We start from the raw sequence: 15,371 nt of genomic DNA on the forward strand, positions 1-15,371 counted from the left end.
TGTTTATCACCGTATTAACCGATTGTGGTCGGAACCGGGCGAGATTGTGGCACGACCGTCTCGCCGATCGGCATGAAAATCATCGCGTATCGATCACCAGCGCCATTCGTGCCCGCACGCTTTGCTGCCCGGCGTTGGCATGTCTCCGAGCGCAGATTCAGGGACCGAATATCACAAGCTCGGTGAACGTCAGATCTCCAAGTGCGGGTGGTCTGGGGCCCTTGAAGTATTTCAGCCCCTTGTTGGCGCGGTACCACCCCAACAAACCTGGAATCGGCTCCTTGGCGTCGACAAAGCAAACCAGGATTCCCCTTCGCAAGAGAAAGCGCCCCACGGCACCGGCGCACCGGCTTAAATCCGCGAGCGAGCGGCAATAGATGATCTGATGGCATCGGATAAGACCGTGCAACATTCGGCGCGGCATCAACACCAAGGGAAACGCTGCTCCGTCGCAAATGCAGATCAACGACAGGCAGCCCAGCGTGGAGTGTTCAGAGAGTATGTATCTCTCACTCTCCGACAGCATCGCCAATTCCGGAAGATCGGGACCCGCTTCGAGCACGCGACATGACCGCTGCGCCGAACTTAAAGCCGGCACGAAGGTAAATTGTCCGCTGGAGAAGAGCCGAAAGCCGAGCGCCCGGTTGGCTTTCAATGTCGCTTGTGCCGGCGAAATGTTCGTGTAGGTCACATCCCTTCGCTTGAGAACCGCCGCAACCAACATGGCGCCGTAGGGACGGAATTCTGCGTCGACTGACCAGCTTGAAAGATTGCAGCGGATTTCGTCGCCCTCCGACCCCTGGTAGCGAGCATAAAGGGTGAGCACAACGCCGACGATCCGACCGGCATGCTCCAAAACAAAGCCATATTGTGGGAACTCGGCAACTGCGGGCCGCTGCGACAAACGGGTCAGAGCCTGTATCCAGTAACTCCGGTTACGCGCCGGAAAGCCCCTGCACAGACAGTCGACCACTCCCTCCCAGTCGGTTTCTCGAATTGGTCTACAGCGAAGACCGGGCGGGAGAGCGCCAAGTACGGCCAAAATCAACTCCGGAATACGATTTACTTACATGTGTTTAATGCGCCCAACATATCGGCGCACAACGATTAATAGTCTGTGCGGGTTTTAAAAACGATTTTCCACACTCAGCACAAAACACAGGTCGCCATGCCGGGCTGCTCACCGTCCTGAATCGCGCCCAAAGGTGCGGTCGCCATGGTTGACTTGGTGTTGAATGCGGCTTTACAGGAATGAAGCGCGAACCGGTCGGGGAACGTCCTGGTGCCAATCCGGTACCGACTGCTCGAACCCGCCCTCTCGCGATATCCTAAGTGATTGAAAAATCACCTTGGAGGGATGGCCGAGCGGTTTAAGGCACCGGTCTTGAAAACCGGCGTGGGTGCAAGCCCACCGTGGGTTCGAATCCCACTCCCTCCGCCATTTGAAGCCTTGTCCCGAAAGCAATCTCCTGGGCTTGCGTCGAGATGACCGGGAAGGGACCCCCGATCGGGTTGATTTCTCCGTCCGAATATGATGCTTCTCCCGCCTATGAATAAACTATTTTCTGCGGTTTTCGCATGGACGATAGTGGCTTGGCCGGCCACCGCGATGGACAGCGCATTGCGCGCCGGCCTGCTTAAACTCGACCCGCAAACCCGGCTGGAGCAGCGATGCGACGCCGAAATTCTCGACCGGATTACCCGCGACGACCACAAATACAGAGCCGATCGCGTCGTCGCTTACGCCTTTGCGACGCCCGAAATGGGCGCCGATGCGATCAGGAGCCCGGGCGCTGCGTTTCGCAGCAAGGGACAATGGTACCGGCTGAAATTTAAATGCGAGACAGCGCCGGACCATATGGAGGTCCTGCAGCTCCGCTACCGGATCGGCGACGAAATTCCCGAAAGCGACTGGCCCAAATACAATCTCTACAACTAGGCATTCGCGACCTCTGGCCGCATTTTCGCCGGTGTTTCGGGCCGATCGTCGCAAACTCTGTATGTTGCCGCCGTGACGAGCGGTTTGCCGACCTTGTTCCAACCAGTCCCTTGACGCGCGGGAACCATACACGTTAGGGCCTCCAGGCATTCGACGCGAACGGCCGGCCAACCAGCAAGGGAACTCCCAGTCGATGGAAATTTTCACCGCCGCGGGCTTCTCTGCCCTGCTCCAGGTCATCGCCATCGATCTCGTGCTTGCAGGCGATAACGCCATTGTCATCGGCCTTGCCGCTGCCGGCCTGCCGGTCGAGCAGCGCAAGAGAGCGATCCTTATCGGCGTGGTGGCGGCGACGGTGCTGCGCATCGGTTTTGCAGCTATCACTGTCACTCTGCTCCAGATTGTCGGCCTGCTGCTGGCCGGCGGCATCCTGCTGCTGTGGGTGTGCTGGAAGATGTATCGCGAACTGCGCACCTCCCATGCCGACGAAGTGGAGGCGACCGAGGCGTTGTCCAATTCCGATATCAACAGCGATAATATGGTGGCCGGGAAGGCGCGTAAGAAGACGCTGGGTCAGGCTGCATTGCAGATCGTCATCGCCGACGTCTCTATGTCGCTCGACAACGTGCTGGCAGTCGCCGGCGCAGCGCGCGATCACTTCCAGGTGCTGGTGATCGGCCTGGTCCTGTCGATCGCGCTGATGGGCCTTGCCGCGAGCTTCATCGCCAAGCTGCTGCACCGCCATCGCTGGATCGCCTATATCGGCCTTTTGATCATCTTCTATGTCGCACTCGATATGATCTATCGAGGCGCGGTGGAAGTCTTGCCGCATGTCAGCAGTGCGGTGAGCTGACGCATCGACTCGAATTCGCATCGGCCGGCACTTCGACTTCGGCCAGCCTTCGGGGGCGCTTGCGTTTCGCTGCAGCCGCTGCCCATACCAATGCGGCAACAACTGTGGTACTGCGCCGCCAATCCTGAAAATCCGGAAAAGCTTTGATGTCCGCCCCTCGTGTCAGCTTCGTCAGTCTTGGATGCCCGAAAGCCCTTGTGGATTCGGAACGCATCATCACGCGCCTGCGCGCCGAAGGCTACGAGATCGCCCGCAAGCACGACGGCGCCGACCTGGTCGTCGTCAACACCTGTGGCTTCCTCGATTCGGCCCGCGACGAATCGCTCAACGCCATCGGCTCGGCACTTTCGGAGAATGGCAAGGTCATCGTCACCGGCTGCCTCGGCGCCGAACCGGACGTCATCCGTGAAAGACATCCCAACGTCCTCGCCATCACCGGCCCGCAAGCTTATGAAAGCGTGATGGCGGCAGTGCATGAGGCCGCTCCCCCGAGCCACGATCCCTATATCGACCTTTTGCCGCCGCAGGGCGTCAAGCTCACGCCGCGCCACTATGCCTATCTCAAGATTTCGGAAGGCTGCAACAACCGCTGCACCTTCTGCATCATCCCGGCGCTGCGCGGCGATCTCGTATCGCGGCCGGCCGCCGACGTGTTGCGCGAAGCCGAGAAGCTGGCCAAGGCCGGGGTCAAGGAGATCCTCGTCATCTCGCAGGACACCAGCGCCTACGGCATCGACATCAAATACCAGACCAGCATGTTCGGCGATCGCGAAGTGCGGGCGAAATTCCTCGATCTGTCGGAAGAGCTGGGTAAGCTCGGTGTCTGGGTGCGCATGCACTATGTCTATCCCTATCCGCATGTCGCCGACGTCATCCCGCTGATGGCCGAAGGCACTATCCTTCCCTATCTCGACATCCCGTTCCAGCACGCCTCGCCGCAGGTGCTGAAGAACATGCGCCGGCCCGCCCATGGCGAAAAGACGCTCGAGCGCATTCGCGGCTGGCGCGAGGTTTGTCCGGATCTCGCCATCCGCTCCACCTTCATCGTCGGTTTCCCCGGCGAGACGGACGACGATTTCGAGATGCTGCTCGACTGGCTGGACGAGGCCAGGATCGATCGTGCCGGCTGCTTCAAATACGAGCCGGTCAGAGGCGCCCGTGCCAACGAGCTCGGCCTCGAGCAAGTGCCGCAGGAGGTCAAGGAAGCCCGCTGGCACCGCTTCATGCAGCGCCAGCAGAAGATCTCGGCAACGCAACTCACCAAGAAAATCGGCAAGCGCCTGCCGGTCCTGATCGACGAAGCACATGGCAATTCGGCCAAGGGCCGGACCAAATACGATGCGCCCGAAATCGACGGTTCGGTCCATATCCAGTCGCGGCGGCCGTTGCGCGCCGGCGACATCGTCACCGTCAAGATCGATCGTGCCGACGCTTACGACCTCTACGGCTCGGCGGTCTGATATCATTCAATCCAAAACAAAAAGGGCGCCGCGTGGCGCCCTTTCGTTCGATGTGTTTCCGGTTGCTTACTGTGGCAGCTTGTCGTCGACGCCCTTCACGTAGAAATTCATCCCAAGCAGCGTGCCGTCGTCAGCGACCTCGCCGTCCTTCAGCCATGGTGTGCCGTCCTGCTTGGCGATCGGCCCGGTGAAGGGATTCCAGCCGTCGGCTATCTTCTTGGTGGTGGCCTCGGCCATCGCCTTGACGTCGTCGGGCATATTGGTGAACGGCGCCAGCTTGACGGCGCCGTCCTTGATGCCGAGCCAGACATTGTCGGGCTTCCAGGTGCCGTCGAGCGCCGCCTGGACCCGGCTGATGTAGTACGGGCCCCACTCGTCGGTCAGCGAGGTCAGCTGCGCGTGCGGCGCGAACTTGATCATGTCCGAGGACTGGCCGAAGCCGTGCAGCTTGCGCTCCTCCGCCACCTGCAAAGCAGCGGTCGAGTCGGTGTGCTGGACGATGATGTCGGCGCCTTGGTCGAACAATGCCTTGGCTGCGTCGGCTTCCTTGCCCGGATCGAACCAGGAGTTCACCCAGACGATCTTCGCCTTGAAGTTCGGGTTGATCGACTGCGCGCCGAGCATGAAGGAATTTATGCCCATCACCACTTCCGGGATCGGGAAGGAAACGATGTAGCCGGCGACGCCCGACTTCGATTGCTTGGCGGCGATCTGGCCAAGCACGTAGCGGCCTTCATAGAAACGCGCATTGTAGATGCCGAGATTTTCGGCCGTCTTGTAGCCGGTGGCGTGCTCGAACATCACCTTGGGGAATTTCTTGGCGATCTTCACTTCCGGGTCCATGAAACCGAAGGACGTGCCGAAAATGATCTTGCAACCTTCGCGTGCCAGGCGTTCGAAGGCGCGATCGGCGTCGGGGCCTTCGGAGACGTTCTCGAGATAGGCGGTCTCGACCTTGTCGCCGAGTGCCTTTTCCACCTCGAGGCGGCCTTGGTCGTGCTGGTAGGAGTAACCGAAATCGCCTATCGGGCCGGTATAGACCCAGCAGGCCTTCAACTTGTCCGCCGCCTCGGCTGACGCCGCCAGTGACAATGCGGCCGTCGTCGCCATCAGGGCAATAAGCAGTTTTTTCATTGTGTTACCTCTCTGAGTTAAGCCTTGGAGCTTCCGTCTTTTTGTTGTCAACGATCCGGAACGAAGGGCTGGCCCAGGGAAGCCGGCGTGTTCATCATCGTCAGACGCTTGTTACGCGAGATTAGAACGAGAACCACGACGGTTGCCAGATAGGGCAGCGAAGAAAGCAGTTGCGAGGGGACCGGAATGCCAAATGCCTGTGCATGAAGCTGGCCGATCCAGACCGCGCCGAAAATATAGGCGCCGGCTAACACCCGCCATGGCCGCCAGGAGGCGAAGACGACCAGAGCCAGCGCGATCCACCCGCGGCCGGCGGTCATGTTCTCCACCCATTGCGGTGTATAGACCAGCGACAGGTGGCCGCCGGCAAGGCCTGCACAAGCGCCGCCGAAAATCACCGAAAGATAGCGGTAACGGATGACGTGGATGCCAAGCGCATGGGCGGATGCATGGCTGTCGCCGATCGAACGCAGAGTGAGCCCGGTGCGGGTCTTGAACAGGAACCACATGACGGCGGCGGTCAGCGCGATCGAGATGTAGAAGATCGGATCCTGACCGAACAGCAGCCTGCCGACGATGGGGATTGCGGTCAGGCCGGGAATATCGAGGTTGGGCAATCTCTCACCGGGCTGGCCGACAAAATTCGTCCCCATCATGCCGGAAAGGCCGAGGCCAAGCAGCGTCAGCGACAGGCCGGTGGCCACCTGATTGGTGGCCAGCGACAGGGTCATGAGGGCGAACAGAAGCGAGAACACTGCCCCCATGGCAATTGCCGCCAACAGCCCTATCCACGGCGAGCCGGTCAGATAGCCGGCGCCGAAGCCGCCGACCGCACCCATGATCATCATTCCTTCGACGCCGAGATTGAGCACGCCGGAACGTTCGACCACCAGTTCGCCGATCGCCGCTATCAGCAGCGGCGTCGCCGCCGTCGCGATGGTCAAGAGGATGTTGACGGTGATGTCCATCAGCGGGCTTCCTCCAGCTTCGGTGCTGCCTCGAGTTTCGGCGCGGCAAAGCCGATTAGGCGGATGCGATAATGAATGAGCGTGTCGCAGCCGAGCACGAAGAACAAAAGCATGCCTTGGAACACGCGCGCCACCTTGTCGGAGATGCCGAGCGCGCTTTGCACCGCCTCGCCGCCGAGATAGGTCAGCGCCAGCACAAGGCCGGCGGCAACGATGCCGAGCGGATTGAGCCGGCCGAGGAATGCCACGATGATGGCGGTAAATCCGTAGCCGGGCGAGATCACCGGCTGCAGCTGGCCGATGGCGCCAGAGACCTCCGAAATGCCGGCAAGTCCGGCCAGCGCGCCCGACAGCAGAAAGGCAAAGAAAACCATGCGGCTCAGGCCGAAACCGGCGAAGCGCCCTGCCCTCGGGCTCGAGCCGAGCACGCGGACCTCAAAGCCTTTCAGCATCCGGCTCATCAGGATCCAGATCAGTACTGCCGCGATCAGCGCGAAGACAAATCCCCAGTTCGCCCTGCCGGATTCCGGGAGGAGTTCCGGCAGTATGGCCGAGTCGTTGAACTGGATGGTCTGCGGGAAACCGTGGCCTTGCGGATCGCGCCACGGCCCGCGCACCAGCCAATCGAGGAAGAGCTGGGCGACATAGACCAGCATCAGGCTGGTCAGGATCTCGTTGGTGTTGAAGCGCGTCTTCAGCAGTGCCGGAATTGCGGCATAGGCGGCCCCGCCGACCATGCCGAGCAGAAGCATCAGCGGCAGCACCAATGGACCTTCGAACTGCGGAAACAGCACGGGAATGATCGAGCCGACAATGCCGCCCAGGATGAACTGGCCTTCGGCGCCGATGTTCCAGATGTTTGCCTTGTAGCAGACCGACAGCCCGACCGCGATCAGGATCAGGGGGGCGGCCTTGATCGCCAGCTCATGCAACTGCCAGACTTGGCTGATCGGTTCAATGAAGTAGATGCGGAACGCCGTCAACGGGTTGACGCCGAGCAGCGCGAACATGATAGCACCAGCAATGATCGTCAAAACGAAAGCGATGAACGGCGAGAGTGCCGAAAACAGCATCGAGCGCTGCGGGCGTTTTACAAGTTCGAGGCGCATCAAGCCGTCTCCAACGTATGTTCGGCATGCCCGGGTTCTGAGCCGCCCATCAGCAGCCCGATCTTCTCGAATGTCGCTTCAGTTATCGGCAGCGGCCTCGACAGTTCGCCATTGTGCATGACCGTGATCGCATCGGAAATCTCGAACAGCTCGTCGAGGTCCTGGCTGATCACCAGCACCGCCGAGCCGCTGCGCGCTAGCTCGATCAGCGCCTGCCGGATGTGGGCCGCCGCACCCGCGTCGACCCCCCAGGTCGGCTGATTGACCACCAGGACGCTTGGCCGGCGGTCGAGTTCGCGGCCGACGATGAATTTCTGCAGATTGCCGCCCGAAAGAGCCGCAGCCTCCGGATCCGGCGCGCTCTTGCGCACGTCCATCGCCTTTATGATGCGCTGGGCAGCGGAATAGATTGCATCGCTCTTGACCATTCCACCGGCGCCGACAAACATCTTGCCATCGGTGGCGTGGCGCGACAGAAGCAGGTTCTCCGAAAGCTTCATGCGCGGTGCTGCGCCGTGGCCGAGCCGCTCTTCCGGGACGAAGGCAGCGCCCATCAGGCGCCTGCCGGTGATCGTGAGGCCGCCGGCATCTTTGCCGCGGATGCGGACCGAGCCGGCATCCTGCTGCAGCACCTCGCCGGAAACGGACTCGAAGAATTCGCCCTGGCCGTTGCCGGCGACACCGGCAATGCCGATCACCTCGCCGGCGCGGACTTCAAGATTGATGTTCCTGAGCGGGATGGAGAACGGAGTCGCCGGCTTGCGGGTGAGTTCGCGGACTTGAAGCAGCACCGGCGCGGTCTCGATACCTTCGGCCGGCGCTCGCACCACAGCCTGAACCTCGTTGCCCACCATCATCCGCGCCAACGAAGACGCGGTTTCCTGGCGCGGATTGCAATGGCCGACCACCTTGCCGTGACGCAGCACGGTGGCGCGGTCGCAGATGCGTTTGACCTCTTCCAGCCGGTGCGAAATGTAGAGGATGGACTTTCCTTCCGAACGCAACCGCTCGAGCGTCTCGAACAGCTTATCGGCTTCCTGCGGCGTCAGCACCGAAGTCGGCTCGTCGAGGATGATGAGTTGCGGCGTCTGCAACAGGCAGCGGATGATTTCGATACGCTGACGCTCGCCGACCGACAGATCACCGACCAGCGATAGCGGATCGAGAGGCAGGCCATAACTGTAGGAGAGCGCCCTCGCCTTGGCCGCGATCGTGCTGATCGGCGAGCCGTCATCCAGCGACAGCGCGATGTTCTCCGCCGCCGTCAGCGCTTCAAACAGCGAAAAATGCTGGAAAACCATGCCGATGCCGAGCTTTTTAGCGGCGCCGGGGCTGGTGATCCTGACCACCTGGCCATTCCAGAAAATCTCGCCTGAATTCGGTTCCAGCGATCCGAACAGCATTTTCACCAGCGTCGACTTGCCGGCGCCGTTCTCGCCAAGCAACGCGTGGATCTCGCCCTTGGCGATGTTGAGATCGACATGGTCGCACGCCGTCAGCGTGCCGAATATCTTGGTGAGGCCGCGAACCTCCAGCAGGTTTGCGCCGTCTTGATCTGCACTCACAGTGCCTCCATCTGGTTTGCCAGATATGTTCTGTGTTCCCGCAAGCATCGTATGCGCGCCCTGCTCTCGACGGTAAGCGGCTCACGACTTGAAAGAGCTTCAAGAATTTCAGCGGAAACTCAAGCGGTAAAGCGCAGTTCGCAAGAACCGCGGCGTCGGCGGGCCGAAACTGCGGGCGCTCAAGGGATAAGTATCGTTGTCCCGGTCGTCCTGCGCCCTTCGAGATCGGAATGCGCCTTGCCGGCATCGCTGAGCGCGTAACGCTGATTGATCTTGATCTTGACTGCACCGCTGAGCACGACATCGAACAAGGCGGCGGCGGAAGCCTCGAGGTCCTCGCGCTTGGCATTATAGACGAACAGCGTCGGCCGCGTTGCGAACAACGAGCCCTTCTGCGCCAGCAATGAGATGCTGAAGGGCGGGATCGGCCCAGATGATTGACCGAAGCTGACGAACGTGCCGAGCGGCCGCAGGCAATCGAGCGAGGCCGGGAATGTATCGTTGCCGACGGAATCGTAGACCACGTCGCATTTCTTGCCACCGGTGATGGCGGCAACACCGGGGACGAAATCCTGCTCGCGATAGTTGATCACGTGGTCGAAGCCGTGGGCCTTGGCGAGCTCGATCTTGTCGGTGGAACTCGCGGTGCCGATCACCGTCGCGCCGAGATGCTTGGCCCATTGGCCGAGGATCAGCCCGACACCGCCTGCCGCCGCATGAAACAGAATCGTGTCGCCGGCCTTCACTTTGAAGGTACGGCGCAACAGGTACTCGGCGGTCATGCCCTTCAGCATCATAGCCGCGGCCTGTTCGTCGCTGATGCCGCCGGGCACCTTCACCACGCGGTCGGCGGCGATCACGCGCTGCCCGGCATAGGCGCCGGTGGTCACCGCATAGGCGACGCGATCCCCGGGCATCAGCCAGTCGACATCTGTGCCGACCTCCAAAACCACGCCGGCCGCCTCACCGCCGGGGATCAGCGGAAATCCGCCCTGCGGCGGATAAAGGCCCGAGCGATAATAGACGTCGATGAAATTGAGACCGATCGCGGTGTGCCTGACCAGAATCTGCCCCGAGCCCGGCTGCCCGGGATCGGTATCCTCATACGTCAGGACCTCCGGACCGCCATTGGCGTGGATGCGGATCGCTTTGGACATTTTCCAGCTCTCTTGGGATCAGGCTTTCTTGTCCGGCTTGGCGCCGAGATTTGGAAAGAACTGCATGATAGCGCCGATGCAAGCTAGGTAAAGCCCGGTGACCGTAATTCCGATCTTGATGAAATCGCTGACCTGCTCGCCCAGCACGCCGATCTTGTCATAGAAGGAGGCAAGCGCGGCCTGCGCCAGCGCCAGCGCGCCGAAAGCACACCAAAGCAGCGTCATGCCGAGATTGATGGGCCGCAGCCGTTTCACCCGCACCGGATGGATGAAATTGATCGGCACGAAGGTGAGAATGCCGGCCACCACGACCACGGCGAAGGAAACCCATTGTCCGGGTTCGATGACGAACAGCGTGAACACCACCATGTTCCAGACGACTGGAAAGCCCTTGAAGAAATTCTCCTTCGTCTTCATGCCGGTATCGGCATAGTAGATTGCGCTCGACACCACGATGATCGCCGCCGACAGGAACGACAGGCGCTCGCCCATGAAGCCGCGCTGATAGAGCGCGAAGGCCGGAATCAGCACGTAGGTCACGTAGTCGATGATGTTGTCGAGGAGTTCGCCCGACCATGTCGGCAGGATTTCCTTGACGTCGAGTTTCCTGGCGATCGGCCCGTCGATGCCGTCGACGAACAGCGCCAGCCCTAGCCACCAGAACATCGCCGTCCAGCGCTGCTCGCTTGCTGCGACCAGCGACAGAAACGCCAGGAATGAGCCCGACGCGGTCAAGAGATGGACCGAGAACGCCCGCGCCTGCGGCCATGTGACTTTCTTCTTCGGCCGCGGAATCCGGTCGGCGATTTTCCTGGCCGTCGTCTTCTTGCTCACGGTCCCCGCCAGTCCAGCTTGCAGATTTCGGCCGAGCGGCCGGCAAAGTTCCAGTTGCGGCCAAAGGCCCGCATTTTGCTCCTGTCGGATTTGGCGACGATGATCTCCGGCGCGATCCAGTATTCCGAATTGGTGATGACCGTATCCTTGTCGCGATCCTTGCCGGTGATCGGCGTCACCGCGCCATCGATGATCTTCGGTATCTGAAAGATGCGCGTTTTCTCACGCGTCTCGTAGGTGATCGGCACCTGCTCGGCGCCGAGGAACTGTCCGACCAGGATCGAGAGCAGCGATGTGGTTCCGCCGGCCTTGCCGGTGAATATCTTCGTCAGTGCCTTCACAGCGTAGACCGAGGCGCGCTTGTCGATGAACAGGCCGGCAGTCCAGTTGCCGCGGCTCATATAGCCGGGGATTTCCATGATCAGCCCAAGATTGAGACCAGACAGGTCGACCTCGCCGAAATGGCCGGCATCGATGCGGAATCCGGCCCAGGTCTGGCAATAGCCTTCCGTCGGCGGATGATTGCCGAGCGACAGCACGCAAGGGCAAAAAACCGTGCAATTGCAGGAGAGGACGAGCTCTCCCTTCATTGCCCAGTTTTGGTCTGTCATCGAATTCTCCCCCTCATGTCGAGACTACTAGCAGCGTGGCTGCCCAGACAAGCAGTATCGCGCCGGCCAGCCGCGTCGGCAGATTGCCTGCCGTCTGTTTTTCGACCAGGCTAAACAGGCCGATGAGCGCCATCCAGAACACGTTCATCACGCCGACGGCAAACATTACCAGCATCAGCGCCCAGCAGCATCCAAGGCACCACAGGCCCTGCTCCATGCCGAGCCGGAAAATGCGAATGGGCCTGGCGCTCCAGTTGGCGAACAGGACCGAGAACGGATTTCTGCACTTCTCCAGACAGGCTTCCTTCAGCCAGCTGAACTGATAGAGACCAGCGATCGACAGCGCGGCTGCTCCGGCAATTCCAACCGCCGGATCGAGCATCTGCCCGGGTGACGCGAATGCATCGACTGCTAGCGTCAGGGCTGCGAACATTGCCGAGACGGCAAGCCAGACGCTTAAATATCCAGCGACGAGGACCAACGGATGGGCGACCGGCTCCCCCTTGATCCTGGCGGTATCTGCGATCTCGCAATAAGTCCGGATCATCGGCGCCGCGGAGGGCAGCATGGTCGCGATGGCCATCAACAGCCACATCGCGGTGAGTGCCCCGCCTTGCGCGCCTAGGCTTGCGTGAAGCGGCGCCGGCGCAAGGCAGAGGGCGAAGAAACGCGCAAGGAAATCCGGCAGCGGCAGTTGCGGCAGATATCTCAGCATAGAGTCACCGGGTGCATCGGTGCCCGGGAGCCGGCTTACGGCACCACGAACTGCAATTGCGCCGAGAAGGAGCCATGCAAGGGCGATGCCCATGCCAGCAACAACGCTCACCGTCAGTCGAGGGCTGCGCGCAACGCTCGCCATCGCACGGCCGATACCGTCCAGGTGGCTGAAATCGTCTTGTTGGCCGGTCATGGCAACCGAATGGGCCGAATCGCCGCGTTGATCAAGCGACATCACCTGACCTATATGGACCGGCAGGTCGGATAGGCCTCACCTCGCAATCGGGAAGCCGAATTTGGATCATCGGGAAACAGCACGGATACTCGTTGCCGGCAGCGGCCCCGCAGGGCTGATCGCGGCGCTTGGCTTTGCCGAGACCGGCTTTCCGGTGACGCTCGTCGGACCCGAGGCAGCCGGCCCCGATGCCCGGACGACAGCCTTGATGAACCCTGCCCTGAAGATGTTAGAACGGCTCGGGATCCTGGATAGAATCAGGCCGCACGCAGCGCCGCTCAAGGTGATGCGCATCGTCGATGCAACAAGCCGGCTGATCCGCGGCCCGACAGTGACCTTTCGCGCCAGCGAGATCGACGAAGAGCAATTCGGACTGAACGTGCCCAACAGCGTTCTCAACCGCGCGCTAGCCGAGGCTGTCGGCGCGCATGCGGGCATCGAGTGGCGAAAGTCGATGGTGGAGGCATGGCGCCTCGATGCCGACCATGCCCATGCCGTTCTCGCCGACGGCAGCGAGATTGAGGCGTCGTTGGCGGTTGCCGCCGATGGCCGTCAGTCGCCGGCCCGCGAGGCAGCCGGCATCCGGACATCGGTCCGATCCTATCCGCAGGCGGCGCTGGTGCTCAATTTCGGTCACCGCAGCGACCATGCCTTTACTTCGACCGAATTCCACACCGAGACCGGTCCGTTCACACAGGTTCCCCTGCCCGGCAACCGGTCCAGCCTTGTCTGGGTGCTCGAGCCCGATACCGCCAGGGACCTTGCAGCACTTGACGACGCCGAGCTTTCGACGCGGGTCGAACAGCGGATGCAATCGATGCTGGGCCGCGTGTCGGTTGAGCCCGGCCGACAGGTCTACCCCCTTTCAGCGGTGAGCCCGTGGCGGTTTGCGCAGCACCGCGTGGCGCTTGTCGGCGAAGCCGCCCATGTGTTTCCCCCAATCGGCGCGCAAGGCCTTAATCTCGGCATCAGGGACATCGACGACCTGATTGGTACCGCAAGCAGAAATCGCTCGGACCCGGGCGCCGCCAAGGCGCTTGCGACCTATGATTTCAAGCGGCGGCCGGACATCCTGGCACGCAGCAGCGCGGTCAACCTGCTCAACATGTCGTTGCTTTCCGACATGCTGCCGGCCCAGTTGGCGCGCAGCGCTGGTCTTGGCGTGCTTGAAGGGTTTGCGCCGTTGCGGGCGTTTTTTATGCGCGAGGGTCTGCGACCCGGCAGCGGTTTTGCGGCATTTTTTGGTGGATTGCGAAAACCGGCTGAGCGCTAGCGATCTTGGGTACCGCCCTTGCTCCGCATCTTGCGAACTCAACCCGGCGTCACGCGCTTCGGGATTGAATTGACGCAGAGTCTGCGCCAAATAACGAACATGTCGACGGCAAGGTCTGGACCAATCTTTGCCGGACCGATGCGTTAGAGTCTAAAGTCTTGGAGCGTTCCTTGCGTGTTCCAGGATGCGTGGCGTCCAAGAAGTTCAAGTGGTGAGTGCGATGAAGACAGCCAAATTCTCGATCGGACAGGTGGTTCGCCACCGGCTGTTTCCGTTCCGCGGCGTCATTTTCGATGTCGACCCGCAATTCGCCAACACCGACGAATGGTACGAGGCGATCCCCGCTGACGTGCGGCCGCGCAAGGACCAGCCCTTTTATCATCTGCTCGCCGAGAATTCGGAAACGGAATACATCGCCTACGTGTCCGAGCAGAATTTGCTCGAGGACCGGTCGGGCGAACCGGTCCGGCATCCACAGATAGGTGAGATGTTCGAGAAGAGGCCGGACGGGCGCTACGAACCGAAGCACCAATCGAGACATTGATGACTTAGCTAGGACTTGGCCGGCTTGAGACATGGCTGGACCCGACAATCACCCGGTTCAGCAAAAAAAGCGGGGCATGAACCCCGCTTTTTGTTTGTTCGAAAACCCGTCGATCAGTTGGCGGCAGTCGATCAGTTGGCGGCCTTCGCCTTTTCCTGCTCTTCCTTGAGCTTCTTGGCAAAATCCTGGTTGTTCTTGGCGACGAACTCCTGGAGCTTCTTCTGCCGGTCCTCGATGTCCGACTGCTGCAGCGGCGGGCCGTCGAAGGCGCCGCTGAAGCCGGTCAGCGCAATCTTGATCGGATTCGGCTGGTTCTGGAAATTGATCGAGGTCAGTGTCAGCGCCGATCCCTTCTTGAAGGATGCGACGAGCTGATCGGTCAGCGGCACTTCCGCCACGCAGCGGTCCGGGAAGCAGATCACATAGTCGAGCTTCTGCGCCTTGCCGCCGTCGATCTGGAGGCCGATGCCGGGAGGAACCAGCCGGCCGGTCGGAACCGTCACCTGGAACACCTTGCGGTTCACCTTGCCCTTCAATTCGATCAGGCTGACGCCGGTGATGAGCTGGCCGTTGCCGGCGGTGGTGATGTTCTGGACATTGCAGATGTCGACGTCTTCCTGCTTGGTGCAGGCCTTGAACCAGCCTTGCGGAATCTGCTGTTGCTGCTGCGCGGAAGCAGCGGGAATCCCGGCGCCGAGAATGCCGACCACGCCAGCGGCCATGACCGACAGGCGGTACGCGTTGCTGTTCAGGCTGGTCATGTCGTGCATTCCTCTCAAATGATCCCGGAACCGGCTTTTTCGCGCCGTGTGGTCCAGCTACCTGTTGCCGAAATGAGGCAACAGAATGACTTCGGACGGCGTGTTACACTGCAAGCGATGCCGAATCCAGCCCGAGCCTCGCGAATCTTGGCCGAAGGATTGGCTCAGGGGGTTGGCCGGTGCACGACCGGCTCATGTATGCTGCGCATCG

General features: G+C 61.1%; 15 protein-coding genes and 1 tRNA gene. 6 read left to right on the forward strand and 10 right to left on the reverse strand.

The window, feature by feature from the left end; all coding sequences use genetic code 11:
• Nucleotides 1-157: 157 nt before the first annotated feature.
• Nucleotides 158-904, reverse strand: coding sequence for a hypothetical protein (locus tag NKH91_RS03530; protein ID WP_352847945.1), 747 nt, complete (start codon nt 902-904; stop codon nt 158-160).
• Nucleotides 905-1,351: 447 nt separating this feature from the next.
• On the opposite strand from NKH91_RS03530, the gene NKH91_RS03535 reads away from it, so the two are divergent.
• From NKH91_RS03535 to rimO, 4 genes are all read left to right on the forward strand, one after another.
• Nucleotides 1,352-1,441 (forward strand) — tRNA-Ser (locus NKH91_RS03535).
• Nucleotides 1,442-1,531: 90 nt separating this feature from the next.
• Complete coding sequence (locus NKH91_RS03540) at nt 1,532-1,939, forward strand: DUF930 domain-containing protein (protein WP_352482561.1); 408 nt, start codon at nt 1,532-1,534, stop codon at nt 1,937-1,939.
• A 193-nt stretch (nt 1,940-2,132) separates the two neighbouring features.
• On the forward strand, nt 2,133-2,792 hold the full coding sequence (locus tag NKH91_RS03545) for a TerC family protein (RefSeq protein ID WP_023717595.1): 660 nt from the start codon (nt 2,133-2,135) through the stop codon (nt 2,790-2,792).
• Nucleotides 2,793-2,938: 146 nt separating this feature from the next.
• Entirely contained in the window at nt 2,939-4,252 is a 1,314-nt protein-coding gene (gene rimO, locus NKH91_RS03550; protein WP_352482563.1) for a 30S ribosomal protein S12 methylthiotransferase RimO, read from the forward strand.
• A gap of 66 nt (nt 4,253-4,318) precedes the next feature.
• Here rimO and NKH91_RS03555 read toward each other — a convergent pair whose 3' ends face one another.
• The 8 genes from NKH91_RS03555 to NKH91_RS03590 form a co-directional block, all read right to left on the reverse strand.
• A complete protein-coding gene (locus NKH91_RS03555; RefSeq protein WP_352482565.1) occupies nt 4,319-5,386 on the reverse strand; it encodes a BMP family ABC transporter substrate-binding protein in 1,068 nt (355 codons plus the stop codon).
• 47 nt (nt 5,387-5,433) lie between these two features.
• Entirely contained in the window at nt 5,434-6,354 is a 921-nt protein-coding gene (locus NKH91_RS03560; RefSeq protein WP_352482567.1) for an ABC transporter permease, read from the reverse strand.
• Nucleotides 6,354-7,466 carry an ABC transporter permease gene (locus tag NKH91_RS03565; protein WP_352847942.1) on the reverse strand — a complete coding sequence of 371 codons (1,113 nt, stop codon included), beginning with the start codon at nt 7,464-7,466 and terminating at the stop codon, nt 6,354-6,356. Before NKH91_RS03565 ends, NKH91_RS03560 begins: the two co-directional genes overlap by 1 nt.
• Nucleotides 7,463-9,028, reverse strand: a complete 1,566-nt coding sequence (locus NKH91_RS03570) for an ABC transporter ATP-binding protein (RefSeq protein WP_352847939.1) — start codon at nt 9,026-9,028, stop codon at nt 7,463-7,465. The genes NKH91_RS03565 and NKH91_RS03570 overlap by 4 nt, the downstream gene beginning before the upstream one ends.
• Nucleotides 9,029-9,207: 179 nt before the next feature.
• Nucleotides 9,208-10,185 (reverse strand): quinone oxidoreductase family protein, encoded by a 978-nt coding sequence (locus tag NKH91_RS03575; protein ID WP_352847937.1) that lies wholly within the window; start codon nt 10,183-10,185, stop codon nt 9,208-9,210.
• Between the two features lie 18 nt (nt 10,186-10,203).
• Nucleotides 10,204-10,980 carry a phosphatidylcholine synthase gene (gene pcsA, locus NKH91_RS03580; RefSeq protein ID WP_502898973.1) on the reverse strand — a complete coding sequence of 259 codons (777 nt, stop codon included), beginning with the start codon at nt 10,978-10,980 and terminating at the stop codon, nt 10,204-10,206.
• Nucleotides 10,981-11,015: 35 nt separating this feature from the next.
• Complete coding sequence (locus NKH91_RS03585) at nt 11,016-11,630, reverse strand: DUF1326 domain-containing protein (protein WP_023717603.1); 615 nt, start codon at nt 11,628-11,630, stop codon at nt 11,016-11,018.
• Between the two features lie 13 nt (nt 11,631-11,643).
• The gene (locus NKH91_RS03590; RefSeq protein WP_352847932.1) at nt 11,644-12,582 is read right to left on the reverse strand and encodes a DUF2182 domain-containing protein; all 939 of its coding nucleotides are present in this window, start codon (nt 12,580-12,582) and stop codon (nt 11,644-11,646) included.
• A gap of 61 nt (nt 12,583-12,643) precedes the next feature.
• On the opposite strand from NKH91_RS03590, the gene NKH91_RS03595 reads away from it, so the two are divergent.
• Nucleotides 12,644-13,855, forward strand: coding sequence for a UbiH/UbiF family hydroxylase (locus tag NKH91_RS03595; protein WP_352716667.1), 1,212 nt, complete (start codon nt 12,644-12,646; stop codon nt 13,853-13,855).
• 220 nt (nt 13,856-14,075) lie between these two features.
• Entirely contained in the window at nt 14,076-14,399 is a 324-nt protein-coding gene (gene hspQ, locus NKH91_RS03600) for a heat shock protein HspQ (RefSeq protein ID WP_352482577.1), read from the forward strand.
• Between the two features lie 131 nt (nt 14,400-14,530).
• Here hspQ and NKH91_RS03605 read toward each other — a convergent pair whose 3' ends face one another.
• The gene (locus NKH91_RS03605) at nt 14,531-15,160 is read right to left on the reverse strand and encodes an invasion associated locus B family protein (RefSeq protein WP_023717607.1); all 630 of its coding nucleotides are present in this window, start codon (nt 15,158-15,160) and stop codon (nt 14,531-14,533) included.
• Nucleotides 15,161-15,371 lie beyond the last annotated feature (211 nt).

It is taken from the genome of Mesorhizobium sp. M0894, from assembly GCF_040319725.1.
Taxonomy (GTDB): Bacteria; Pseudomonadota; Alphaproteobacteria; order Rhizobiales; family Rhizobiaceae; genus Mesorhizobium.